Origin of the sequence: Mangrovibacter phragmitis (assembly GCF_040429585.1) — a bacterium.
Lineage (GTDB): Bacteria > Pseudomonadota > Gammaproteobacteria > Enterobacterales > Enterobacteriaceae > Mangrovibacter > Mangrovibacter phragmitis.
Map to the genome: position 1 here is coordinate 2,973,699 of NZ_CP134782.1, position 23,419 is coordinate 2,997,117.

Here is a 23,419-nt window from a genome sequence, read left to right on the forward strand (position 1 = left end):
TAATGGAATATTAAATTCTTTTCTGCGAGATTACTGGCCGCATGCTAAACAACCGGCCCGCATACTGACAAATGGAATGACCATGAATTGCCTGATTCGCATTCGCCAGCGTTACCCAGTACTGGCTCAGAGTGACCGTAAACTTGCTGATTTCATCCTGGCTAATCCTGATCATGCCCGCCATTTAAGCTCACAGCAACTGGCGCAAGAATCCGGTGTCAGCCAGTCCAGTGTGGTAAAGTTTGCGCAGAAGCTCGGATATAAAGGTTTTCCCGCCCTGAAACTGGCAATCAGTGATGCGCTTGCCAATTCGCCTAACCCACATTCTGTGCCAGTTCATAACCAAATTCTGGGCGATGACCCTTTACGCCTGGTGGGTGAAAAACTCATAAAAGATAACGTTGCGGCGATGCATGCCTCGCTGGATGTCAACACCGAAGAAAAACTGACCAGCAGTGTGACTTTATTGCGTCATGCCCGGCAAATCATTCTTACCGGGATTGGCGCATCAGGGTTAGTGGCACAGAATATGGCCTGGAAGATGATGAAAATCGGTTTACGGGCGGCTCCCGTATTAGATACCCACGCATTATTATCCAGCGTGCAGGCAATGAACCAGGAAGATGTGTTTCTGGCTATTTCCTATACGGGAGAGCGGCGTGAGATTAATCTTGCCGCAGATGAAGCATTACGGGTGGGTGCGAAAGTGCTGGCGATTACCGGTTTTACACCGAATAGCCTGCAACAACGGGCAACACACTGCCTGTATACCATTGCCGAAGAACAGGCGACACGCAGTGCGTCGATATCCGCAAATTCCGCTCAAATGATGCTGGCCGATCTCTTATTCATGGGGTTAGTGCAGCAGGACATCGATAATGCCCCAAATCGCATCCGCCACAGTGAGGAACTGGTAAAAAAACTCAGTTAAAGCGTATAATACCAGCCCTTTTTTTCTGCGTTACCGAGACTGCATTATGGCACTACTGATCACTAAAAAATGTATTAACTGCGATATGTGTGAGCCAGAGTGCCCGAATCAGGCTATCTCCATGGGCGCGGATATCTACCAGATTGACGCAGACCGATGCACAGAGTGTATCGGCCACTACGAAACACCAACCTGCCAGAAAGTGTGCCCCATCCCCAATACAATTATTATTAACCCGGCACACCAGGAAAGTGAGGAGCAGTTATGGGATAAATTCGTCCTGCTCCATCATGCGGATAAAATCTAACGCTCAAATATCACTGAAGCACAGGCGTAATGCCGTTCGTCGGCAATAGTGACATGGATGGAACTCACCCCCAACCTTTCAGCCAGTGCTGCTGCTTCACCATGTAAGCAAAGTTGTGGTTTGCCAAGCGCATCGTTAACCACCTCAAACTGCTCAAACGCCAGGCCATTGCGAATACCTGTCCCCATGGCTTTCGATGCGGCTTCTTTCACTGCAAAGCGCTTTGCCAGAAAGCGTGCTGGCTGCTGGTGAGCAGCAAACTGTTGCCATTCATTTGCATGAAGAATTCGCTTTGCAAAACGTTCACCAGTGCGCGCCATCACAGCTTCGATACGCGCGATTTCAACGATATCCGTACCAATACCAACAATAGCCATCAGCCACGGGCTTCCAGCATCAGGCGTTTCATTTCGCTGACAGCGTCTTTCAGACCGGACATCACCGCACGGCCAATAATCGCATGGCCAATGTTCAGTTCATGCATTTCAGGAATGGCCGCTATCGCCTGGACATTGTGGTAAGTCAGCCCGTGCCCGGCATTCACTTTCAGGCCTTTGCTTGCTGCGTACTGAGCAGCCTCTTTAATACGGGCCAGCTCTTTCGCCTGCGTGACTTCATCTTCTGCATCAGCATAGCAACCCGTATGCAGTTCAATATAAGGGGCACCTGCCGCCACTGCGGCATCAATTTGGGCATGCTCAGGGTCGATAAACAAAGAAACCTGAATGCCTGCAGCAGCCAGACGTTTGCAGGCATCTGCCAGTTTCTCAGGTTGCCCGGCGACATCCAGCCCCCCTTCCGTTGTTACTTCCTGGCGTTTCTCTGGCACCAGGCAGCAAAAATGTGGGCGGGTTTCACAGGCAATGCCAACCATCTCTTCTGTTACCGCCATTTCAAGATTCATTCGGGTATGCAGTGTCTGGCGTAAAATACGCACATCGCGATCGGTAATATGGCGGCGATCCTCACGCAAATGCACCGTGATACCATCGGCTCCTGCCTGCTCAGCAATAAATGCGGCCTGAACTGGATCCGGGTATGCGGTTCCGCGTGCATTACGCAACGTTGCAATGTGATCAATGTTAACGCCTAACAACAAATCAGCCATGACAGCTCTCCGTTATGAATACGATATTAGCGGAGTGTACACCGCGCAACGAAAGCCTGGCTACGTTCGCTTAATCTTCACCACTGCCATCGGGAGTAAGCGGCGATTTTTTCGGCAGGAACTGGCGGAAAAGTTCCCGGCTTTTCAGCGGTTTTCCACCCAAATAAGGTTTGAGAGCAATACGGGTAAACCGTTTGGCGGCACGAAGGGTATCAGCATCAGGAAACTCACGGCTGGCGAGCGCCTTGAGTTGCCGGCCTGTAAAACTGGTGTTATCAATGACCAGGCTGGCAATAAAGCCTTTTTCTTCGCGGTAACGGTAAGTCATGGTGTCATCCACCTGTGCTCCTGAACCGGCACAGTGCAGAAAATCGACGCCATAACCCAGGCAAGACAACAGCGCCAGTTCAAACTGGCGTAATGCAGGCTCCGGGGAACCGGTTGCACCGGCCAGATTCTGAATACAGTGCAAATAGTCGAAAAATAGTGCGGAATAACGGGTCTCTTGCTCAAGTACCCGTGAAAGCAGTTCATTGATATATAAACCGCTGTACAGCGCGATGCCGGTAAGAGGTAATGCCAGTGAGACGGCTTCAGCACTGCGCAGGGTTTTCACCTCACCCCGCCCTCCCCAGCGAACCAGAAGCGGCGTGAAGGGCTGGAGAGTGCCTTTAAGGTGGGAACGGCGGGAACGGGCACCTTTGGCAATGACACGTATGCGCCCTTGTTCTTCAGTGAACAAATCAAGAAGAAGGCTGGTTTCGCTCCAGGGGCGACCATGCAAAACAAAAGCCCGCTGCCAGCCTTCCACTGTATCAGACCTTAAAGATCATCGACATAACCCAGGCTACGCAGCGCCCGCTCGTCATCAGCCCAGCCTGATTTCACTTTCACCCACAGTTCAAGATGCACTTTGGCTTCGAACATGTCTTCCATGTCTTTGCGGGCTTCAATACCAATGGTTTTTATTTTGGCACCTTTGTTACCAATAACCATTTTTTTCTGACCTTCTCTCTCCACCAGAATCAGGCCATTGATATCGTATCCACCCCGTTCGTTAGTAACAAAACGCTCAATTTCAACGGTAACGGAATACGGTAATTCAGCCCCCAGGAAACGCATCAGTTTTTCACGAATGATTTCTGAGGCCATAAAGCGCTGGGAGCGATCTGTAATATAGTCTTCCGGGAAATGGTGAATAGCCTCCGGCAGATGTTTACGAACAATGCTCGCGATGGTGTCAACATTGGTCCCGTCTTCTGCGGAAATCGGCACAATATCGAGGAAGTTCATCTGCTGGCCCAGGAACTGTAAATGAGGTAACAGGTCAGCTTTGTCTGCCACGTTATCCACTTTATTAACAGCCAGAATTACCGGCGCTTTGCCATCTTTTAGCTTGTTGAGCACCATTTCGTCATCTGGCGTCCAGCGGGTACCTTCAACAACGAAAATAACCAGTTCAACATCGCCAATCGAGCTGCTTGCAGCACGGTTCATCAGGCGGTTAATCGCCCGTTTTTCTTCCATATGTAAGCCTGGGGTATCAACATAAATTGCCTGATACAGGCCTTCGGTATGGATGCCGACGATACGGTGACGTGTCGTCTGCGCTTTGCGCGAGGTGATGGAAATCTTTTGCCCCAGCAGTTTGTTCAACAACGTGGATTTACCCACGTTCGGACGCCCTACTATTGCAATAAACCCGCAGTAAGTATTTTCTTCGCTCATTCCAGCTCCAGCTGTTTTAGCGCCTGTTCAGCGGCTGCCTGCTCCGCTTTGCGGCGGCTGGAACCAGTGCCAACCACGGGCTCGCTCAGGCCACTAACCTGGCAGTGAATCGTAAATTCCTGGTCATGGGCTTCGCCCCGTACCTGAACAACCAGATAACCAGGCAATGGTAAATGGCGCCCTTGCAGAAATTCTTGTAAACGTGTTTTCGGATCTTTTTGTTTATCGCCCGGGCTGATTTCATCAAGGCGTGTTTGATACCAACTGAGGATCAAACGTTCCACCGTCTGAATATCACTGTCGAGAAAAACACCGCCAATCAGTGCTTCTACTGTGTCCGCCAGAATAGACTCCCGACGGAACCCCCCACTTTTCAATTCGCCCGGCCCTAAACGCAGGCATTCGCCCAACTCAAATTCACGGGCAATTTCCGCCAGAGTATTACCCCGTACCAATGTGGCTCGCATACGGCTCATATCGCCTTCGTCCACCCGAGGAAAGCGGTGATAGAGCGCATTAGCAATAACATAACTAAGAATAGAATCACCAAGGAATTCCAGACGTTCATTATGCTTGCTACTGGCACTACGGTGGGTTAATGCCTGCTGCAAAAGATCCTGATGATGAAAAGTGTAGCCCAGCTTCCGCTGAAGCCGATTAATTAAGATGGGGTTCATGTGATACCAATTAATGAATGCGTCAACAATTCAGCACACGGAACAGAGCTGATTTCCAAACCTGTTTCGTGTGCTGTGGCTCCCATTTAAGGGAGCCAACCTAAAAACTCGGGGGGATATTCTATACACAACAACAAGGGATGTCGTTATCTGATTAATCTTTTAATTAATGAATACCACCTATTCGACTAAATCTAATGCCAGTCGGCCACTGACCTTCCTGTTTTTCGAAGCTCATCCAGATTGCAGTCGCTTTACCAACCAAATTAGCCTCAGGTACAAACCCCCAATAACGGCTGTCTGCGCTGTTATCACGGTTATCACCCATCATGAAATATTCACCCGGCGGCACAACCCAGGTAGCCAGTGGTTGGCCCGGTTGCTGGTAATACATACCCAGTTGATCCTGAGCAATAGGCACCGTAAGAATACGGTGTGTTACGTTACCCAGGCTCTCTTTACGCTCAGCAAGACGGATACCGCCATCTTTTGTCTGGTTTTGCGGCAATTGCCAGAAACCACTTGATGCCTCACCACCGCTGGTCCGTTCAAATGTCTGAACGAAATCACTGGCTTCAACGTTCGAATAAGTAATCGGCAACGCACTGCCACATGCCTGGCCTGAACTGCAATTCGGCTGAATAGTCAGTTCTTTGGTTGATGGATCATAAGTAATGCGATCACCAGGCAGGCCAATAACACGTTTAATGTAATCAAGACTCGGGTCTTTGGGATATTTGAATACTGCAATATCGCCACGTTTAGGGTGCCCGGTTTCAATCAGTGTTTTTTGGAAAATAGGATCTTTAATACCATAGGCGAATTTTTCTACCAGAATAAAATCGCCTATCAGTAACGTCGGCATCATAGAACCCGATGGAATTTGGAAGGGTTCGAAGATAAATGAACGCACAATCAAAACAATAGCAAGAACCGGAAAAATTGATGCGCCAGTTTCCAACCAGCCGGGCTTAGGCCCAACTTTCTTCAATGTTTTCGTATCCAGCGCACCATCTGTGGCCGCCTGTGCGGCGGCCTGCTTCTCACGTCGCTTTGGTGCAAAGATAAACTTGTCAATGCACCATAATACGCCCGTCACCAGTGTTGCAATGACAAGGACCAGGGCAAACATATTTGCCATGCCAACTCCTTATTATTTGCTATCTTTACCCACATGCAGAATTGCAAGAAAGGCTTCCTGAGGCAGTTCTACGTTACCGATCTGCTTCATGCGTTTTTTACCTTCTTTCTGTTTCTGTAGTAGTTTCTTCTTACGGCTGACGTCACCACCATAACATTTTGCCAGTACGTTTTTACGTAACTGTTTCACCGTCGAACGGGCAATAATGTGGTTACCAATCGCGGCCTGAATTGCAATGTCAAATTGCTGACGCGGAATCAACTCTTTCATTTTCTCAACCAGGTCGCGGCCACGATAAGGGGCGTTATCCCGGTGAGTAATGATTGCCAGAGCATCCACGCGCTCACCATTGATTAATACATCCACACGCACCATGTCGGAAGTCTGGAAACGTTTGAAGTTGTAATCAAGCGAAGCATAACCACGCGAGGTTGATTTCAGGCGGTCGAAGAAATCCAGAACCACTTCGGCCATTGGAATTTCGTAAGTCAGCGCGACCTGGTTGCCGTGGTAGACCATGTTCGTCTGCACACCACGCTTCTCAATGCACAGCGTGATCACATTACCCAGATATTCCTGCGGCAGCAGCATGTTACATTCAGCAATAGGTTCGCGTAATTCTGCAATATTATTGATAGCAGGTAACTTGGAGGGGCTGTCAACATACAGCTCTTCACCTGCCGTGGTTTCAATTTGATACACCACAGTTGGCGCTGTTGTTATCAGATCCAGATCATACTCACGCTCCAGACGCTCCTGGATAATCTCCATGTGGAGCAGGCCAAGGAACCCACAGCGGAAACCGAAGCCCAGTGCACTGGACGTCTCTGGTTCATAGAACAAAGATGCATCGTTCAGGCTGAGTTTACCCAGCGCATCACGAAACGCTTCATAGTCATCGGAACTGACCGGGAATAGCCCTGCGTATACCTGTGGCTTCACTTTTTTGAAACCAGGCAAAGCTTTGTCCGCTGGTGCCCGGGCCAAAGTAAGCGTATCGCCCACTGGCGCACCATGGATATCTTTAATCGCGCAAACTAACCAACCTACTTCGCCGCAATTAAGGACATCGCGATCAACCTGTTTTGGCGTAAAGATACCCAAACGGTCTGCATTGTAGGTCTGCCCGGTGCTCATCACCTTGATTTTATCGCCTTTGCGCAGGCTACCGTTTTTAATACGAATCAAAGAGACAACACCCAGGTAGTTATCGAACCATGAGTCGATAATCAAAGCCTGCAGTGGTGCTTCCGGGCTGCCTTCCGGAGCCGGAATATCCCGAACCAGGCGCTCCAGCACTTCGGGCACACCCACACCGGTTTTAGCCGAGCAGCGAACAGCATCAGCGGCATCAATACCGACAATGTCTTCAATTTCTTCTGCGACACGCTCAGGGTCTGCAGCCGGTAAGTCAATTTTGTTCAGTACGGGCACCACTTCAAGATTCATCTCGATAGCGGTGTAGCAGTTTGCCAGAGTCTGCGCTTCAACTCCCTGCCCGGCGTCAACCACCAGCAGGGCTCCTTCACAAGCGGCCAAAGAGCGTGACACCTCATAGGAGAAGTCAACATGGCCTGGAGTATCGATAAAATTTAACTGGTAAACCTGGCCGTCGGTTGCTTTGTAGTCGAGTGTCACGCTTTGCGCTTTAATGGTAATACCGCGCTCACGTTCAAGATCCATGGAATCCAGCACCTGCGCGGCCATTTCCCGGTCACTCAAACCGCCACAAATCTGGATAATTCGGTCCGACAGCGTCGACTTACCGTGGTCGATATGGGCGATGATAGAAAAGTTGCGTATGTTCTTCATATGTGGAGATTTATGCCTTTCAAATCCTGGGGGGCTACGCGTTATGCGCTGTATAAGCCTGCTATCTTTATGGCCGACTGGTGCCTGAAACGCTGCATTCTACACTACAACCAGAAAGCGAGGAAATGCTCATGCACTCCTGCGCCGCGGTTACTTCATTTATTGAGAGGCGGCAGCAGGCACCTGTTGTTTTTGGGAGGGATTACCTGGAAGTGGCAGAAGAGGAATCAACAGTACGCCAGGCGTCAGGCGGCAACCCAATGCTCAAAATCACCGGGTGCATTGAAGCGCGTGCACTCAGCCGGGAGGCTCCCCAACGCGCAACACAAAAGCCCAGCAGTCCACCCGCCAGCGCGCCAATGCCAGTCCACAGGTTGCTGGCAAATGCACCCTGGCAAATACCGGCCACCATAAACAAGCCAATGAGTGGCACCATATAAACCAGTAAAGCAGAACCCAGCAAACTGCTTTCAGCAATACCCAGTTCAACTTTCTGCCCGGCACGGAGTGGCTCTTTCGAGTGAACTGAAATTTGGTGTACCGTTTCTGGCCCAAGTTTGTTTAATACCCGGCTACCACAACCTTTGCGTGATGAACACTGGCTACAACCACTCTGCACATCACACTGAACTGTCGCTGTACCATTTTGCCAGGAAATTACGGTTGCCCACTCTTTAATCATTGTGTAGCCCTGAATTTCACGCTGTCTGCAATACGTTTTGCTGTTTGTGGTGGCAACTCACCCACAACAGTAATTTCCATGCTGTTACGCACTTCACTGCTGACTGTTCGCCGGCCAGTCCGTAATAACTGATCACCGGTAACACCTTCAGCACGGTTAATATTTATCGAAAAACTGAACAGACCATCAGAATAGAGGCGAGACTCAACAGGAACATCAAGAGTCGGTATAGGACGACGGCTGCTGGATACTTCAGTAAAACCTTGTGGTAGCCAGGTCGGTGCCCAGGTAAAGTTGTTTTTTTCCGTGTCAGGCATTGAAAGCAAGGGCGGTAAACTGGCCTTTTCAAGTTTCTTTATTTTATCCGGGACTTGCGCTTCAACTGTAAAGGATATAACCCGGAACTGCTCCAGTGTTTCTCCATCACGGTCAAGTAAGTCAACCCGCAGCGGAAGATGTGTTTCGCTATCCAGCCAGACAATATAGCTGTAGCGCGTGCCATCTCGGGCAACAATACGCACAACCTCGCACAACCTGTCAGCAACCCGGGTTCGGCCAACCGGAATAAAATCATAATAAGGCGCGAGGCGCTTGAAATCGCTGTAGACCAGGGAAGGTAACGAATCGACAATATAATCGCCGTTAAGCGTGAAAGGATCCAGACCTGGCTCAAAATAGCTGATTTCATTGCCGCGCTGAACGACTTCACGGCGAGGGCCATCCATCTGAAGGAGTTGAGCCAGAGTTTCATTGTTCAGCCGGGCATGAGAATAACGTAGCGATTCCACACCCTGTTTATTGATGCTGATAAAAGAAAGCTCATAGTTCAGGGACTGGCTGGCATGGTTCATTTCCTGCAACAACGCCCCGGGCGATGTAGTATCTGCCGAGGCGTTCTGCGTAAAAAAAACACTACCAGCCAGTAAAGAGACAATGCACAAAAGCTGCTTCATTACTGCGATTGCGTTCCTAAAGTTTGATTGCCGGGAACTTCAATACCCGCCTGCCTGGTTTGCGCCTGTTCAAATTGCAGTTTTTCTGCGTGCAACCGGCGCTGCAGTTCGTAGTCCTGTAGCATGGCATTAATGCGACGACGTTGTTCCTGCATTTGTTGCTGGCCGCCATCCACACTCATGCTGTCAGACGGCACACCAAGGCTAACCGGGCTGGCTTTACCCATCATGGGTAAAGTATTGAACACCGGAGTTTCAGGCTGAGCAACAGAATCAGTTGCCCTGCCACCGGTATTATATTGCTGCACGCCAACTATCACGGCAAGCGATACGCACGCGGCCACACCAATTTGGGTGAGCTGACTCGCCCAGGGGCGAAGCTTTTTCCAAAACGGCATTTTTTGCCATTGGTGAGGCGTTGGCTGAGATTCTGTAATAAGAGGCGACGGGTTACGTGCGGGCTCTTTTTCTATGGCTTCCATAACACGGGCGGAAATATCCAAATCCAGGACTGTTCCTGTATCGCCACGGAGAGTGTCACGGATAAGGTGATAGCTTTCCCACGTCTGTAATAGTGATTTATCGCGCGATAACTCGCTGATAGTTTCACTGTCCAGAGTTTCACCATCCATAAGAGCGGAAAGTTTTTCTTTCTGCATGCCTAGATACCTTTTTCCAGTATGCCGCTATCGTCAACGCCGGATAAGCGGTTGAACTTTATTATCAATTGCTTCCCTGGCCCGGAAGATACGTGAACGAACAGTACCCACAGGGCAGTCCATGATGGCTGAGATCTCTTCATAACTCAGCCCTTCAATCTCCCGCAATGTAATAGCCATACGCAAATCTTCCGGGAGGGACTCAATTGTCCGGAAAACAATCTGTCTCAGTTCCTCAGACAACATTAAGTTCTCAGGGTTCGAAATTTCTTTTAATGCCCCACCCGTTTCGAAATTTTCAGCATCATTTGCATCAACATCGCTGGATGGTGGGCGACGCCCCTGAGCAACCAGGTAATTTTTCGCGGTATTCACCGCAATACGATACAGCCAGGTATAAAAAGCACTTTCACCCCGGAAAGAATCCAGCGCGCGATATGCCTTAATGAAAGATTCCTGAACCACATCAGGTACATCACCTGAAGGAACATAACGGGAAACCAAACTCGCAACCTTATGCTGGTAGCGAACAACCAGTAAGTTGAATGATTTTTGATCTCCCTTCTGGACCCGTTCGACAAGAACCTGATCCGCTAACTGCTCGCTCATCCGAGGTAATTTCTCCCCAAACCCAAATTCCTACGCGTAACCAAACTGCCACTCTGTCTTCGCACAATGAGCAAGCACCAGCTAAGACACGCAGAAACAACCAGAGTTCCATTACGCTATTGTTTTTGTTCATCGATTACGGACAAATATCATTTTCATTCTTTTTTGCCGCAGCTAAACGCAAATTCTGGAAACAGATAGTTGCATTCAGGCTTGTGCAGGGTATCTCATGCATCATGTTTTTTCACCTTAAAATCACTGACTAAGAGTAAGCCTCGCAAATATTTACTTAAATTTGCTTTTCCTCTGGCTGACGCCACCCCGCTTGTTTAGTCTTTGCTACTAAAATAAAAAAAATATGCATTTTTTCACAACCAGGTGCTATGCTCAGCAAATCTTGTTTAGTAAATTAAACACAATATCATGACAACTTCATCTGATTATATTAGTGACGTGCTGATTATAGGGAGTGGTGCTGCGGGCTTGTCTTTGGCGTTACGCCTTGCCAGCAACCATAAGGTGATTGTACTGAGCAAAGGCCCCATCAGCGAAGGCTCCACTTTTTATGCACAAGGCGGAATTGCTGCTGTTTTTGATGAAACAGACAGTGTTACAGCGCATGTGGAAGATACGCTGATAGCCGGAGCGGGTATTTGCGAACAGAGTGCTGTGGAGTTTGTTGCCAGCAATGCCCGACATTGTGTGCAATGGTTGATAGACCAGGGCGTGATGTTCGATACGGAAACTCAGCCCAATGGTGAAGCTGGTTATCACCTGACTCGTGAAGGTGGGCACAGCCATCGCCGAATTCTTCACTCAGCCGATGCCACAGGTAAAGCAGTCGAAACCACCCTTGTCAGCCAGGCGTTAAGCCACCCTAATATTCGCGTTCTCGAACGGTTTAATGCCGTCGACCTGATCATTTCAGACAAGATTGGCTTATCCGGCACCCGGCGAGTTGTCGGCGCATGGATTTGGAACCGTGAAAAAGAAAAAGTAGAAACCTGCAAGGCACGTTCTGTGGTACTGGCAACCGGAGGGGCATCAAAGGTCTACCAGTATACGACAAACCCGGATATTGCTTCTGGTGATGGTGTAGCTATGGCCTGGCGCGCAGGTTGCCGGGTGGCAAACCTTGAATTTAACCAGTTCCATCCCACTGCGTTATTTCACCCACAGGCACGCAATTTCTTATTAACGGAAGCACTCCGGGGCGAAGGCGCCTATCTTACTCGCGCAGATGGTTCCCGTTTTATGCCAGAGATTGATGCGCGTGCAGAACTGGCTCCCCGGGATGTGGTTGCCAGGGCAATTGACCATGAAATGAAACGCCTTGGCGCAGATTGCATGTACCTCAATATTAGCCACAAACCCGCACCTTTCATTCGCCAGCACTTCCCCATGATTTACGAGAAGCTGTTAACGCTGGGTATTGATTTAACGACCGACCCTGTTCCTGTAGTTCCCGCAGCGCATTACACTTGCGGCGGTGTGATGATTGATGAACACGGAAGAACCGATATTGACGGGTTATATGCCATTGGTGAAGTAAGCTATACCGGTCTGCATGGCGCCAACCGCATGGCATCGAATTCACTGTTGGAATGCCTGGTGTATGGCTGGTCAGCGGCAGAAGATATCAACAAGCGACTGCCGGCAACCAAACATGCCCAATACCTGCCAGTATGGGATGAAAGCCGGGTTGATGATGCCGATGAACGAGTGGTCATTCAGCATAACTGGCATGAGCTTCGCCTGTTGATGTGGGATTACGTGGGGATTGTACGAACCAATAAACGTCTTGAGCGGGCGTTACGGCGTATCATGATGCTTCAGCAAGAAATTCATGAATATTATGCCAATTTCCGCGTTTCTAATAATCTACTGGAACTGCGTAACCTGGTTCAGGTTGCTGAATTAATTGTCCGTTGCGCCCTGATGCGTAAAGAGAGCCGTGGGCTGCATTACACACTGGATTACCCGGATATGTTGCCTGAATCCGGGCCAACGATTCTTTCACCCACCAGCTACATAAATAAATAGAAGTCCTGGGTCAGGCCAGTGTAAGCCTCTGAGTAACGCTGGTCTGACCCACGGATAACAATTTGCTCTGCAAAGAATTCCCCGGCGCTGGGCGACAAACCGAGCAACACGCGGTGTGGCGGTTTACCTTCATGCTCAGTGATATTCGCACGAAAACGGCAATGCCAGCCTTGTTGTTCTGCCTGCAACACAAAAGCCTGCCCTATTGATTCTGGCAAAACGACACAAAAAAAACCCTGTTCAGTAATGCGGTCTGCCGCGCATTGCAACAGAGAGCTATGATCGAGTTGCGTAGTGTAACGAGCATGTTCACGCTCAGGTGTTGCGCAGGATACACCTTTGTCGAAGTACGGCGGGTTACTGACAATAAGTTCATAACGTTCAGTATGCTGCAAATGCCACTGTTTAATATCAGACTGGTAAACCGTAATTTTATCTGCCCATGGCGAAGCTGCGACATTTTCCCGTGCCTGAATAGCGGCTGCATTATCAATCTCAACAGCATCAATGAACGCATGCCCATGGGTGCGCTGAGCCAGCATCAATGCCAGTAAGCCACTTCCCGTGCCAATATCCAGAATGCGCTTCACGCCGGCTACAGGTGCCCAGGCCCCCAGGAGTACACCATCAGTTCCGACTTTCATCGCACAACGGTCGTGAGCCACAAAAAATTGTTTGAAGGTGAACCCACCCCGACGAAGTACTGCTTTATGCCCGGTCATACTTGCTACCTTTACCTGAATCCGTTGTAGCATAGGAGAAAGGGCGTTACGGGGAAAGGGGTTCATGATATTAGAGATGAACATATTAGCCTAAACGTCTATAATCGCCCCCCCACTCAGAGGTAGATGATGACTGTAACCACTTTTTCCGAACTCGAACTTGATGAAAGCCTGCTGGATGCACTCCAGGATAAAGGCTTTACTCGCCCGACAGCTATTCAGGCTGAGGCAATTCCTCCTGCACTGGAGGGGCGCGATATCCTGGGCTCTGCACCAACTGGAACCGGGAAGACTGCGGCTTACTTACTGCCGGTGATGCAACATCTGCTCGATTTTCCGCGTAAAAAGTCCGGGCCTCCTCGGGTGTTGATCCTCACTCCGACTCGCGAGCTGGCTATGCAGGTTGCAGAGCATGCCAAAGAGCTGGCTGCCCATACAAAGCTGGATATTGCCACCATTACTGGCGGCGTCGCTTACATGAACCACGCAGAAGTATTCAGTGAAAACCAGGACATTGTTGTCGCAACGACTGGCCGCCTGCTGCAATACATTAAAGAAGAGAATTTCGACTGTCGCGCCGTTGAAATGCTGATTCTCGATGAAGCAGACCGGATGCTGGATATGGGGTTTGCCCAGGATATTGAGCATATATCAGGTGAAACTCGCTGGCGTAAACAAACCATGTTGTTTTCCGCCACCCTTGAAGGGCAGGCGATAAAAGATTTTGCTGAACGTTTACTTGAAGACCCGGCCGAAGTGTCTGCCACCCCATCCGTTCGTGAGCGTAAAAAAATACACCAGTGGTATTACCGCGCTGACAACGTTGAGCATAAAACTGCGTTGCTGGTAAACCTGCTGGGTCAGCCTGATGTTACACGTTCTATTGTTTTTGTGCGTAAGCGTGAGCGTGTGCATGAGTTAGCCGGGTGGCTGCGTGATGCCGGAATTCAAACCTGTTATCTCGAGGGAGAAATGGTTCAGGCTAAACGTAATGAAGCAATCAAACGCCTGACCGATGGCCGGGTTAATGTGCTTATTGCTACGGATGTTGCCGCTCGCGGTATTGATATTCCTGATGTCAGCCATGTATTTAACTTCGACTTACCGCGAGGGAGCGACACTTATCTTCACCGCATTGGCAGAACCGGCCGCGCCGGGCGCAAAGGGACAGCTATTTCGTTAGTTGAAGCGCACGACCATTTATTGCTGGGCAAAATTGAGCGTTATATTCAGGAGCCACTCAAATCGCGCATTATTGAGGAGCTCAGGCCGACCACGCGAACCCCGAGTGACAAACTGAAAGGGAAACCGTCCAAAAAGGTTAAAGCTCGCCGTGAAGAGAAGAAAAAAGAGCAGGATAAAACAAAAGGGCGAGTGAAGCAGCGCCACCGTGACACCAAAAATGTGGGTAAAAGGCGCAAGCCAGCCGCTGCTGCTAAACAGGCTTCACCGGAAGCAGAAGGCACTGACAAACAGTCATAATTGATCCTGGACACGTTATTCCACACGACAGGCCTGTGCTCATGTACGGGCCTTATTATTTGTTTTGACCAGCCATGAATACAAAAAAAAACGCCACACCCGCAGGTATGGCGCTGAAAAAACGGTTGGCGTGCTATTACAGACTTTCAGTGAAAGTACGGGCAATAACATCACGCTGCTGTTCTGGCGTTAGTGAGTTAAAACGCACTGCATAACCAGAAACACGAATAGTCAGTTGCGGGTATTTTTCCGGGTGTTTTACTGCGTCTTCCAGTGTTTCACGACGCAGCACATTCACGTTCAGGTGCTGACCACCTTCAACACGAACTTCTGGTTTAACTTCCATTGGGATTTCACGATATTCGATTTCACCCAGTTTGCTAACTGAAACCACTTCATCTTCGGCAAAGCCTGCTTTAGCACAAACACAACGTGCTTCACCTTTTTCGCTGTCCAGCAGCCAGAAAGAGTTCATCAAATCGTCATTTGCAGCTTTTGTAATCTGAATACCAGTAATCATGCTATGTCTCCCTAAGAGCAGTTCTTCGTGATTTTAATGGCCAGCGCCTGGCCAATTGGTAAAACCATTGTTGCGATATTGTTTGTATACCAGTCACCAGGCCTGCATTCTTTGATTTTAATCAAAGAAAACCATGCGACTAAAAAGGTCATTAATAGTTCTATTTGTTTTACATCAACTTATGCGTTTCATTGATGGATAAAAGTTTTGTAAATTTTCAAAAAAAATTGAATGAAATAAACAAAAATGAAGGTGCTATTTTGCTTCGTAGGGGGAACAGGGTAAGCTAGCTCCAGAAAAATTGTGGGAGAGAGGCATGGCAGGAAAACTAACCTGGCACGATGTGCTGGCTGAGGAAAAACAGCAACCTTATTTCATCGAAACACTGCAAAGAGTGGCTGATGTTCGCCGGTCTGGTATTACCGTCTACCCACCAGCAAAAGATGTGTTTAATGCATTTCGTTATACAGAATTAGGTGATATCAAAGTCGTGATTCTGGGTCAGGACCCTTATCACGGCCCGGGGCAAGCCCATGGTCTGGCTTTCTCTGTGCTGCCAGGCATTACACCACCGCCATCACTAGTGAATATGTATAAAGAGCTGGAAGGTTCGTTACCCGGTTTTCAACGCCCGAACCATGGCTATCTTGAAAGCTGGGCACGGCAGGGAGTATTGCTGCTCAACACAGTGCTAACCGTTGAGGCAGGGAAAGCGCATTCTCACGCCAGTTTTGGCTGGGAAACATTCACAGATAAAGTGATTTCATTGATTAATGCGCACTGTGAAGGTGTCGTTTTTCTGTTATGGGGCGCCCATGCCCAGAAAAAAGGCAGTATAATCGACCGGCAAAGACATGTCGTTTTACAGGCTCCTCACCCGTCACCGCTATCTGCTCACCGTGGTTTCTTTGGATGTGGGCATTTTATTAAGGCCAATGAGTATTTAGCTGAACGTGGCCTGCCACCCATTGATTGGGTACCTCATTTACCTGAAGCACCACAAGTGTAACGCCTGTAAAAAAGCCGGCGCAAAATCAATGCCCCGGCTTGTTCATTACGCCTGAAAATACTTAGTGATTCTGGCGCCACCATTCAGCAAGAATAATCCCGCTGGCTACGGAGACGTTCAGGCTACTGGCACTGCCGGTTCCATCAATTGAGACATGCAAATCGGAATTGAGCAGAGCTTCATGCTTCTCATCACTGCCTTCACGGCCAATCAGCAAAACAACCTTTTTCGGCAACTCTGCTGAAAATAAAGGTGTACCACCTTTCCCAGAGGTGCCAACAATGGTGTAGCCTGCAGCCCTGAACTGACGCAGCGCTTCCTCAACACTACTGGAGGTAATCGCGCTAACATGCTCGGCTCCGCCTTCTGCTGTTCTCACCGCAGCACCAGATTCCAGTAACCCGGCATCATTCACCAAAACCCCGTTCACACCAAAGTGTGCGCAGGAGCGAACGATCCCCCCCAGGTTATGAGGATTACTGACATCTTCAAGCGCGAGAACACAATCAGTTTCGCCAGCCTGGCTTACCCAGGTATCTACTTCAATACCACGGCGCTTTTTAATCAGGAAACACACACCACCATGATGTTCAGTACCTGACGCTTTCGTCAGTTCTTCATCATCAACCACATGGTATGCTTTGCGGTTAGCGGCCATCCAGCGCAAGGCCTCTTTGAAGCGCGGGGTTACGCTCTGAACAAACCAACCACGGACAATCGCTTCAGGACGATTCTGGAATAATGCCAGGCAGGCATTGACGCCATATACGCGCGTTTCTTCTGCCCGTTGCCGACGTAAAACTTCCGGGTCGATAAAGCTTTTACCACTAATACCACCATGATCCACTTCAGGCTGTTCTGTTTCACCGGGCGCTCTGGACACAGTACGCCATGGAGAACGTTCGCGCGACGCCTTGCCGTCAGTGTCTTTACGTGGACCTTTCCCTTGTCCCCGGGATGGTTTATCCGGACGTCCGCCGCCTTTGCCTGTGCGGGGATTACGCCCACGTTCACTTGAGGCATCATCCGAACGAACATACATCACCTTCACTTTACCGCTCTTACCTTTCATCTCGTCGCTCATTCTCTTTCTCCACCAGCGCTGCGCGAAGCGCGAAGATTACCTGATGTAGCAAGCGTTATCTATTTCCTTTACGCAAAAGCTAACAACTATTGTACCCATCGAATAAATCGCATTGCTGTTAGCAACCTTAACAATAATAATACGCAACATATATTAAACATTTATCCGTAACTTCACAGTGACGAATTATCGTTGAGGTTAACTATGAAAACAGTATGTACCGCCTGCCAGTCCATCAATCGCCTTCCCGAAGAACGCCTCCAGGATGGCGCAAAATGTGGCCGGTGCGGTCACGCACTGTTTGATGGCAGTATCGTCAATGCTACCAGTAAAACACTGGACACAATCCTCAAAGATGACCTGCCTGTTGTTATTGATTTTTGGGCTCCCTGGTGCGGCCCGTGCCGTAACTTCGCGCCTGTTTTTGAAGAAGTCGCGGAGGAACGCCGCGAACATACACGTTTCGTGAAAATCAACACCGAAGCCGAACAAGAATTAAGTGCGCGTTTTCGTATCCGCAGTATTCCCACCATCATGATGTTTAAACAAGGCGAACTGGTGGATATGCTCAATGGTGCTATGCCAAAAGCTCCGTTTGATGAATGGTTGAATGAAAGCCTGGAAACACAATCCTGAATCACTTGTTCCAATATCTCCACTCTGAGAGAATGGCGTTTTTCTTGTAAGCCACTTCCATGCACGATAACGCCGTTCTCCGCTTACGCGAGGCAAGACTCGCCCGGTCCACTCGCCCATTTCTTGCCCGTGGCAACAAGGTTCGTCGCTGCCAGCGCTGCCTGCTTGCACTGACGCAGTGCTTATGTGACACCCTGGTTACAGCACCCTCACGCAGCCAGTTCAGTTTACTCATGTACGATACTGAGCCATTGAAGCCGAGTAATACAGGCCGCCTGATTGCAGATATTCTGCCGGGAACAACCGCATTTCAGTGGTCACGCACCGAACCACCAGAACCGCTATTATCATTAATTTCATCAGGTGACTGGCAACCTATGGTCGTGTTTCCGGCCAGTGATACGGGTGAATCACGCAAGGTATATCATCGGCCCCCGACTACCGGGAAACCGCTACTGTTTATTATGCTGGATGGGACATGGAGCGAAGCCCGAAAAATGTTTCGTAAAAGCCCCTGGCTGGACACGCTACCGGTCATTTCTGTCGATTTGAATGCCACTTCCGCCTACCAGTTACGTGAAGCTCACGGTGAAGGGCAGTATTGCACAGCTGAAGTGGCTATTGCCTTGCTGGAACTGTCTGGTGATGTTGTTGCATCCCGGCAATTAACCCGGCATTTCACGCTGTTCCGCGAACGTTATCTTGCCGGAAAAGCTCATCATTCACACAAGGTCACAGCAAAACTGGAAGAAAGCATTTAAACTCAGCGAGTCATATCTCTTAGGGAGAGGAAGATGAGCCAGAGAGGACTGGAAGCACTATTACGCCCGGCATCGATTGCCGTTATTGGTGCCTCAATGAAACCCGGGCGTGCAGGTTTTCTGATGATGCAAAACTTACTGGCCGGTGGGTTCAAAGGCCCTGTATTGCCCGTAACACCTGCATGGAAAGCAGTTTGTGGTGTTCTGGCATGGCCTGAAGTAAGTGCATTACCTTTTTCGCCAGATCTCGCCGTACTTTGTACCCATGCCAAACGCAACATTGAGTTACTAACAGCACTGGGTAAAAAAGGCTGCAAAACATGTATTGTGCTTTCTTCTCCCCCAGAGCAACAGGCTGAGCTGCTCTCCTGTGCCCAACAATGGCAAATGCGCATTCTTGGCCCTAACAGCCTCGGGTTACTTGCTCCCTGGCAAGGGCTGAATGCCAGTTTTTCTCCTGTTCCTATACGCAAAGGAAAACTGGCATTTATTTCCCAATCAGCTGCTGTATCCAACACTATCCTTGACTGGGCTCAACAGCGTGAAATGGGTTTTTCTTATTTTGTCGCGCTTGGCGACAGCCTGGATATCAGCGTAGATGAACTGCTCGACTTTTTAGCCCGGGATAGCAAGACCAGCGCTATTCTGCTGTATCTTGAACACCTTTCCGATGCCCGCCGTTTTGTGTCTGCCGGGAGAAGTGCCTCCCGTAACAAACCTGTTGTTGTCATCAAAAGCGGGCGTAGTGAGCAAGCCTGGAAGTTACTCAAAACCCACGGTGGGCTGGATATTGCATGGGATGCGGCTATTCAGCGCGCAGGTATGTTGCGTGTTCAGGATACTCATGATCTCTTCTCCGCAGTAGAAACCCTCAGCCACATGCGCCCGCTAAAGGGCGAGAAGATTATGATCATGAGTAACGGGGCAGCACCTGCCGCACTGGCAATTGATGCTTTGTGGTTAAGAAACGGCAAACTAAGTGAACTAACAGAAGAAACCTGTAGGCAACTGGCAAAGTTGCTTCCTGCCAGTGTGGAGGCCAGCAACCCGCTCGATTTACGGGATGATGCCACTCCTGAACATTATTGCCAGGCATTAAGCTGTATGCTTGATGACAGTAACATCGATACGTTGCTGATTATTCACGCCCCCAGTGCAGCAGCCCCGGCAACAGAATGCGCTCAGGCGATTATCCAGCAATTGAAACAGCACCCGCGCGGCAGACGCCTGACCATCCTGACAAACTGGTGTGGTGAGCATTCTTCGATTGAGGCCCGGCGGTTATTCAGTGACGCAGCTATCCCTACTTACCGGACACCAGAAGGTGCTATCACCGCGTTTATGCATATGGTTGAATACCGGCGCAACCAAAAGCAATTGCGTGAAACCCCTGCACTACCCGCCAACCTGCAACAAAATACAACAGAAGCCCACCGGAGATTACAGCAAGCATTAGAGCAAGGCGTCACCACACTGGATACCCATGAGGTTCGCCCAATTCTGGAAGCTTATGGCCTGAAAACACTACCAACATGGATTGCTGGTGACAGCGCTGAAGCTGTGCATATTGCAGAGCAAATTGGCTACCCGGTTGCCCTGAAATTACGTTCCCCGGATATTCCTCATAAGTCCGAAGTTCAGGGGGTGATGTTGTACCTCAGAACCCCTGCTGAAGTTGAGCATGCAGCAGAAGCAATTATTGACCGTGTCAGGCTGACCTGGCCTCAGGCAAGTATTCATGGTTTGTTGGTCCAAAGCATGGCTAACCGGGCTGGAGCTCAGGAACTCCGTATCCAGGTGGATAACGATCCTCTTTTTGGTCCGCTGATCATGTTGGGTGAAGGTGGCCGGGACTGGCAACCAGATAAACAAGCTGTTGTTGCCTTACCTCCCCTGAATATGAACCTTGCGCGCTATTTGATCATTCAGGCAATTAAATTAGGGAAGATCCGTGGCCAAAGTGCGTTATCACCACTTGATATTACCGGGCTGAGCCACATTCTGGTGCAAGTATCTAACCTGATTATTGATTGCCCGGAAATCAGTAAGCTGGATATTCATCCACTGCTGGTTTCTGGCAGTGATTTCAGTTTGCTGGATGTGACACTGCAACTGGTTCCTCAAGAAAATACAGTACAACGCCAGCTTGTTATTCGCCCTTATCCTCATGAATTCGAAGAGCAAGTCGTACTGAAAAGTGGTGCCAGCTGTTTATTTCGCCCTATTCTTCCTGAGGATGAACCCTTGCTGCAACTGTTTATCAGCCAGGTAACTAAAGAAGATCTCTATTACCGTTATTTCAGCGAAATCAATGAATTTACCCATGACGATTTAGCTAACATGACGCAGATAGACTACGATCGAGAAATGGCTTTTGTGGCCGTTCGTTCAACACCTGGAGGGGATGAAATTATCGGTGTATCACGGGCAATATCAGATCCTGATAATGTCGATGCCGAATTTGCCGTATTGGTTCGCTCTGATCTTAAAGGGTTGGGATTAGGGAGAAAGTTGATGGAAAAACTTATCAACTATACCCGTGAACATGGGCTCAATAATTTAAACGGCATCACCATGCCTGGAAATCAGGGGATGATAACGCTCGCCAAAAAACTGGGGTTTCATATTGAGACGATGCTGGAAGATGGCATTGTCAGTCTGTCTCTGCCACTATCAACAGAGTCTGAATTATGAATATGTTAGCTACATTCATGCCTTGTAGTGGTATCATCGACAGATTCTGTCGCCAGGCTCAAGCGTCTGGCAGCCCTAAATAGAGAGAAGATTAGCACTGTGATGTTGTCCAGACTTAAGCGAAATAAACATCAACAACACCTTGCCCAGTTACCCAAGCTTCCTCAGTCAGTTGATGATGTTGAGTTCTTTTTTTCCCCTGCAGATTTCAGGGAAACACTGCTGGAAAAAATAGCGACGGCGACAAGGCGCATCTGTATTGTTGCGCTATATTTGGAGCAGGATGATGGCGGACAGGCAGTGCTTGCAGCCCTGTATCAGGCTAAAAAGCTCCGCCCGGAATTAGAGGTAACTGTACTGGTTGACTGGCACCGTGCACAACGCGGGCGCATAGGTGCTGCAGCATCGGACACAAACGCAGACTGGTATGCCAGAATGGCTTCTGAACATCCAGGTACGGTTATTCCCGTCTATGGCGTTCCTGTCAATACGCGTGAAGCATTGGGTGTACTGCATTTTAAAGGTTTCATTATTGATAACGCTGTTTTGTACAGCGGTGCCAGTTTGAACGATGTATACCTTCATCAACATGATAAATACCGCTACGATCGCTACCACTTAATCCGCAACAGCGCTCTGGCAGATACGCTGTATGTTTGGGTAAAACAAAATTTGGTAGCTGGCATGGCTGTAAACCGGCTCGATGCCCCTGAGCGGCCAAAAAGTCAGGATATCAAAAATGATATTCGCTTATACCGGCAGAAACTACGGGAAAGTAGCTACCATTATACCGGGCGGTCAGATAACGAAACACTATCGGTGACACCACTGGTTGGTCTTGGTAAATCCAGTTTACTGAACCGAACCATTTGCCACCTGATTCCATGCACTGAACACAAGTTGACCATCTGCACCCCCTATTTTAATTTACCCGCTATTTTAGTCCGTAATATCATTGGGCTACTACGAGCCGGGAAACAAGTCGAAATTATTGTGGGCGATAAAACCGCCAATGATTTCTATATTCCTGAAGATCAGCCGTTTAAAATTATTGGTGCCTTACCATATCTTTATGAGATCAATTTGCGCAGGTTTATTAGCCGGTTGCAATATTATGTCAACAGTGGTCAGTTAATTGTTCGTTTATGGAAAGATGCTGACAATAGCTACCACCTGAAAGGTATGTGGGTAGATACTGAATGGATGCTGCTAACGGGCAACAACCTGAATCCTCGTGCATGGCGGCTTGATCTTGAAAATGCCATTCTGGTACATGATCCACTTAATGAACTGGAAGCTCCACGAGAGCATGAACTCCAGCTAATTCGCCAGCACACAACCATCGTTCAGCATTATCGTGACCTGCAAAGTATTGCAGACTACCCGATTAAAGTTCGTAAACTCATTCGCCGTTTACGCCGGATTCGTATCGATAAGTTGATTAGTAGAATGTTATAACTTACCTTTATTTCCTTGTCTGGTTTCGCCAGGCAAGGTTTTCTTCTCTCCTGTTATTTCTTCCTTATTAAGCCAGTTATCTCACTTTCTTATTTGATGTCAGCTTATGTTTGTTATCTATTGCGGCATAACACATTTGTGGTGATATCTGAGTTAGCTCTGCGCACGTCAGTTGTCTTCTGATTAGCCGTTAATTTTCTGAAGACACAAAAGCAAAAAACCCCCAGCTTTCGCTGAGGGTTCTTCTTAATTAAAGCCTGGCAGTTCCCTACTCTCGCATGGGGAGACCCCACACTACCATCGGCGCTACGGCGTTTCACTTCTGAGTTCGGCATGGGGTCAGGTGGGACCACCGCGCTCTTGCCGCCAGGCAGATTCTGTTTTATTCACCGCCTCACGGCCA

General features: G+C 49.0%; 23 protein-coding genes and 1 rRNA gene. 9 read left to right on the top strand and 15 right to left on the bottom strand.

Annotated elements, in window-relative coordinates; genetic code table 11:
• The first annotated feature begins 82 nt into the window (after positions 1-82).
• Positions 83-931, top strand: a complete 849-nt coding sequence (locus tag MPHASIOC01_RS14295; protein ID WP_064596041.1) for a MurR/RpiR family transcriptional regulator — start codon at positions 83-85, stop codon at positions 929-931.
• A gap of 46 nt (positions 932-977) precedes the next feature.
• Complete coding sequence (locus MPHASIOC01_RS14300) at positions 978-1,238, top strand: YfhL family 4Fe-4S dicluster ferredoxin (protein WP_064596043.1); 261 nt, start codon at positions 978-980, stop codon at positions 1,236-1,238.
• Here the strand turns inward: MPHASIOC01_RS14300 and acpS are convergent.
• The 11 genes from acpS to rpoE all read right to left on the bottom strand — a co-directional run bounded on the left by acpS (position 1,235) and on the right by rpoE (position 10,607).
• Positions 1,235-1,615 (bottom strand): holo-ACP synthase, encoded by a 381-nt coding sequence (gene acpS / locus MPHASIOC01_RS14305; RefSeq protein WP_064596045.1) that lies wholly within the window; start codon positions 1,613-1,615, stop codon positions 1,235-1,237. The genes MPHASIOC01_RS14300 and acpS overlap by 4 nt on opposite strands.
• Complete coding sequence (gene pdxJ, locus MPHASIOC01_RS14310) at positions 1,615-2,346, bottom strand: pyridoxine 5'-phosphate synthase (protein ID WP_064596047.1); 732 nt, start codon at positions 2,344-2,346, stop codon at positions 1,615-1,617. The genes acpS and pdxJ overlap by 1 nt, the downstream gene beginning before the upstream one ends.
• Before the next feature lie 70 nt (positions 2,347-2,416).
• The gene (gene recO, locus MPHASIOC01_RS14315; RefSeq protein WP_064596049.1) at positions 2,417-3,157 is read right to left on the bottom strand and encodes a DNA repair protein RecO; all 741 of its coding nucleotides are present in this window, start codon (positions 3,155-3,157) and stop codon (positions 2,417-2,419) included.
• Between the two features lie 11 nt (positions 3,158-3,168).
• Positions 3,169-4,074, bottom strand: a complete 906-nt coding sequence (gene era / locus MPHASIOC01_RS14320; protein WP_064596050.1) for a GTPase Era — start codon at positions 4,072-4,074, stop codon at positions 3,169-3,171.
• Entirely contained in the window at positions 4,071-4,751 is a 681-nt protein-coding gene (gene rnc, locus MPHASIOC01_RS14325; protein ID WP_064596052.1) for a ribonuclease III, read from the bottom strand. Before rnc ends, era begins: the two co-directional genes overlap by 4 nt.
• Before the next feature lie 166 nt (positions 4,752-4,917).
• Positions 4,918-5,892, bottom strand: a complete 975-nt coding sequence (gene lepB / locus MPHASIOC01_RS14330) for a signal peptidase I (RefSeq protein WP_064596054.1) — start codon at positions 5,890-5,892, stop codon at positions 4,918-4,920.
• A 12-nt stretch (positions 5,893-5,904) separates the two neighbouring features.
• Positions 5,905-7,704 (bottom strand): translation elongation factor 4, encoded by a 1,800-nt coding sequence (gene lepA, locus MPHASIOC01_RS14335; RefSeq protein ID WP_064596056.1) that lies wholly within the window; start codon positions 7,702-7,704, stop codon positions 5,905-5,907.
• Between the two features lie 202 nt (positions 7,705-7,906).
• Positions 7,907-8,386: a SoxR-reducing system protein RseC gene (rseC, locus tag MPHASIOC01_RS14340; RefSeq protein WP_064596058.1), complete on the bottom strand. Its 480-nt coding sequence runs from the start codon at positions 8,384-8,386 to the stop codon at positions 7,907-7,909.
• Positions 8,383-9,339 carry a sigma-E factor regulatory protein RseB gene (gene rseB, locus MPHASIOC01_RS14345; protein WP_064596060.1) on the bottom strand — a complete coding sequence of 319 codons (957 nt, stop codon included), beginning with the start codon at positions 9,337-9,339 and terminating at the stop codon, positions 8,383-8,385. The genes rseC and rseB overlap by 4 nt, the downstream gene beginning before the upstream one ends.
• The gene (gene rseA, locus MPHASIOC01_RS14350; protein ID WP_064596062.1) at positions 9,339-9,998 is read right to left on the bottom strand and encodes an anti-sigma-E factor RseA; all 660 of its coding nucleotides are present in this window, start codon (positions 9,996-9,998) and stop codon (positions 9,339-9,341) included. The genes rseB and rseA overlap by 1 nt, the downstream gene beginning before the upstream one ends.
• A 33-nt stretch (positions 9,999-10,031) precedes the next feature.
• On the bottom strand, positions 10,032-10,607 hold the full coding sequence (gene rpoE / locus MPHASIOC01_RS14355) for an RNA polymerase sigma factor RpoE (protein ID WP_064596063.1): 576 nt from the start codon (positions 10,605-10,607) through the stop codon (positions 10,032-10,034).
• Positions 10,608-11,030: 423 nt separating this feature from the next.
• Here rpoE and nadB point away from each other — a divergent pair, with 423 nt between their 5' ends.
• Positions 11,031-12,650, top strand: coding sequence for an L-aspartate oxidase (nadB, locus tag MPHASIOC01_RS14360; protein WP_064596065.1), 1,620 nt, complete (start codon positions 11,031-11,033; stop codon positions 12,648-12,650).
• On the opposite strand, the gene MPHASIOC01_RS14365 is transcribed toward nadB, so the two are convergent.
• On the bottom strand, positions 12,635-13,372 hold the full coding sequence (locus MPHASIOC01_RS14365; RefSeq protein ID WP_064596068.1) for a tRNA(1)(Val) (adenine(37)-N(6))-methyltransferase TrmN: 738 nt from the start codon (positions 13,370-13,372) through the stop codon (positions 12,635-12,637). The genes nadB and MPHASIOC01_RS14365 overlap by 16 nt on opposite strands.
• Before the next feature lie 129 nt (positions 13,373-13,501).
• Between MPHASIOC01_RS14365 and srmB the strand changes: the two genes are divergently transcribed.
• A complete protein-coding gene (gene srmB, locus MPHASIOC01_RS14370) occupies positions 13,502-14,854 on the top strand; it encodes an ATP-dependent RNA helicase SrmB (protein ID WP_353614943.1) in 1,353 nt (450 codons plus the stop codon).
• Between the two features lie 136 nt (positions 14,855-14,990).
• Here the strand turns inward: srmB and grcA are convergent, their stop codons facing one another.
• A complete protein-coding gene (gene grcA / locus MPHASIOC01_RS14375) occupies positions 14,991-15,374 on the bottom strand; it encodes an autonomous glycyl radical cofactor GrcA (protein WP_036116431.1) in 384 nt (127 codons plus the stop codon).
• 316 nt (positions 15,375-15,690) lie between these two features.
• Between grcA and ung the strand changes: the two genes are divergently transcribed.
• Positions 15,691-16,383, top strand: a complete 693-nt coding sequence (ung, locus tag MPHASIOC01_RS14380) for a uracil-DNA glycosylase (RefSeq protein WP_353612796.1) — start codon at positions 15,691-15,693, stop codon at positions 16,381-16,383.
• Between the two features lie 61 nt (positions 16,384-16,444).
• Here the strand turns inward: ung and MPHASIOC01_RS14385 are convergent, their stop codons facing one another.
• On the bottom strand, positions 16,445-17,467 hold the full coding sequence (locus tag MPHASIOC01_RS14385) for a tRNA/rRNA methyltransferase (RefSeq protein ID WP_353612797.1): 1,023 nt from the start codon (positions 17,465-17,467) through the stop codon (positions 16,445-16,447).
• A gap of 204 nt (positions 17,468-17,671) precedes the next feature.
• Here MPHASIOC01_RS14385 and trxC point away from each other — a divergent pair, with 204 nt between their 5' ends.
• The 4 genes from trxC (at position 17,672) to pssA (ending at position 23,016) form a co-directional block, all read left to right on the top strand.
• Positions 17,672-18,103, top strand: coding sequence for a thioredoxin TrxC (gene trxC, locus MPHASIOC01_RS14390; RefSeq protein ID WP_353612798.1), 432 nt, complete (start codon positions 17,672-17,674; stop codon positions 18,101-18,103).
• A gap of 59 nt (positions 18,104-18,162) precedes the next feature.
• Positions 18,163-18,864 carry a tRNA-uridine aminocarboxypropyltransferase gene (locus MPHASIOC01_RS14395; RefSeq protein WP_353612799.1) on the top strand — a complete coding sequence of 234 codons (702 nt, stop codon included), beginning with the start codon at positions 18,163-18,165 and terminating at the stop codon, positions 18,862-18,864.
• Between the two features lie 33 nt (positions 18,865-18,897).
• Positions 18,898-21,558 carry a bifunctional acetate--CoA ligase family protein/GNAT family N-acetyltransferase gene (locus tag MPHASIOC01_RS14400; protein WP_064596080.1) on the top strand — a complete coding sequence of 887 codons (2,661 nt, stop codon included), beginning with the start codon at positions 18,898-18,900 and terminating at the stop codon, positions 21,556-21,558.
• Between the two features lie 102 nt (positions 21,559-21,660).
• The gene (pssA, locus tag MPHASIOC01_RS14405) at positions 21,661-23,016 is read left to right on the top strand and encodes a CDP-diacylglycerol--serine O-phosphatidyltransferase (RefSeq protein WP_064596081.1); all 1,356 of its coding nucleotides are present in this window, start codon (positions 21,661-21,663) and stop codon (positions 23,014-23,016) included.
• A gap of 255 nt (positions 23,017-23,271) precedes the next feature.
• On the opposite strand, the gene rrf is transcribed toward pssA, so the two are convergent.
• A 5S ribosomal RNA gene (gene rrf / locus MPHASIOC01_RS14410) occupies positions 23,272-23,387 on the bottom strand.
• Positions 23,388-23,419 lie beyond the last annotated feature (32 nt).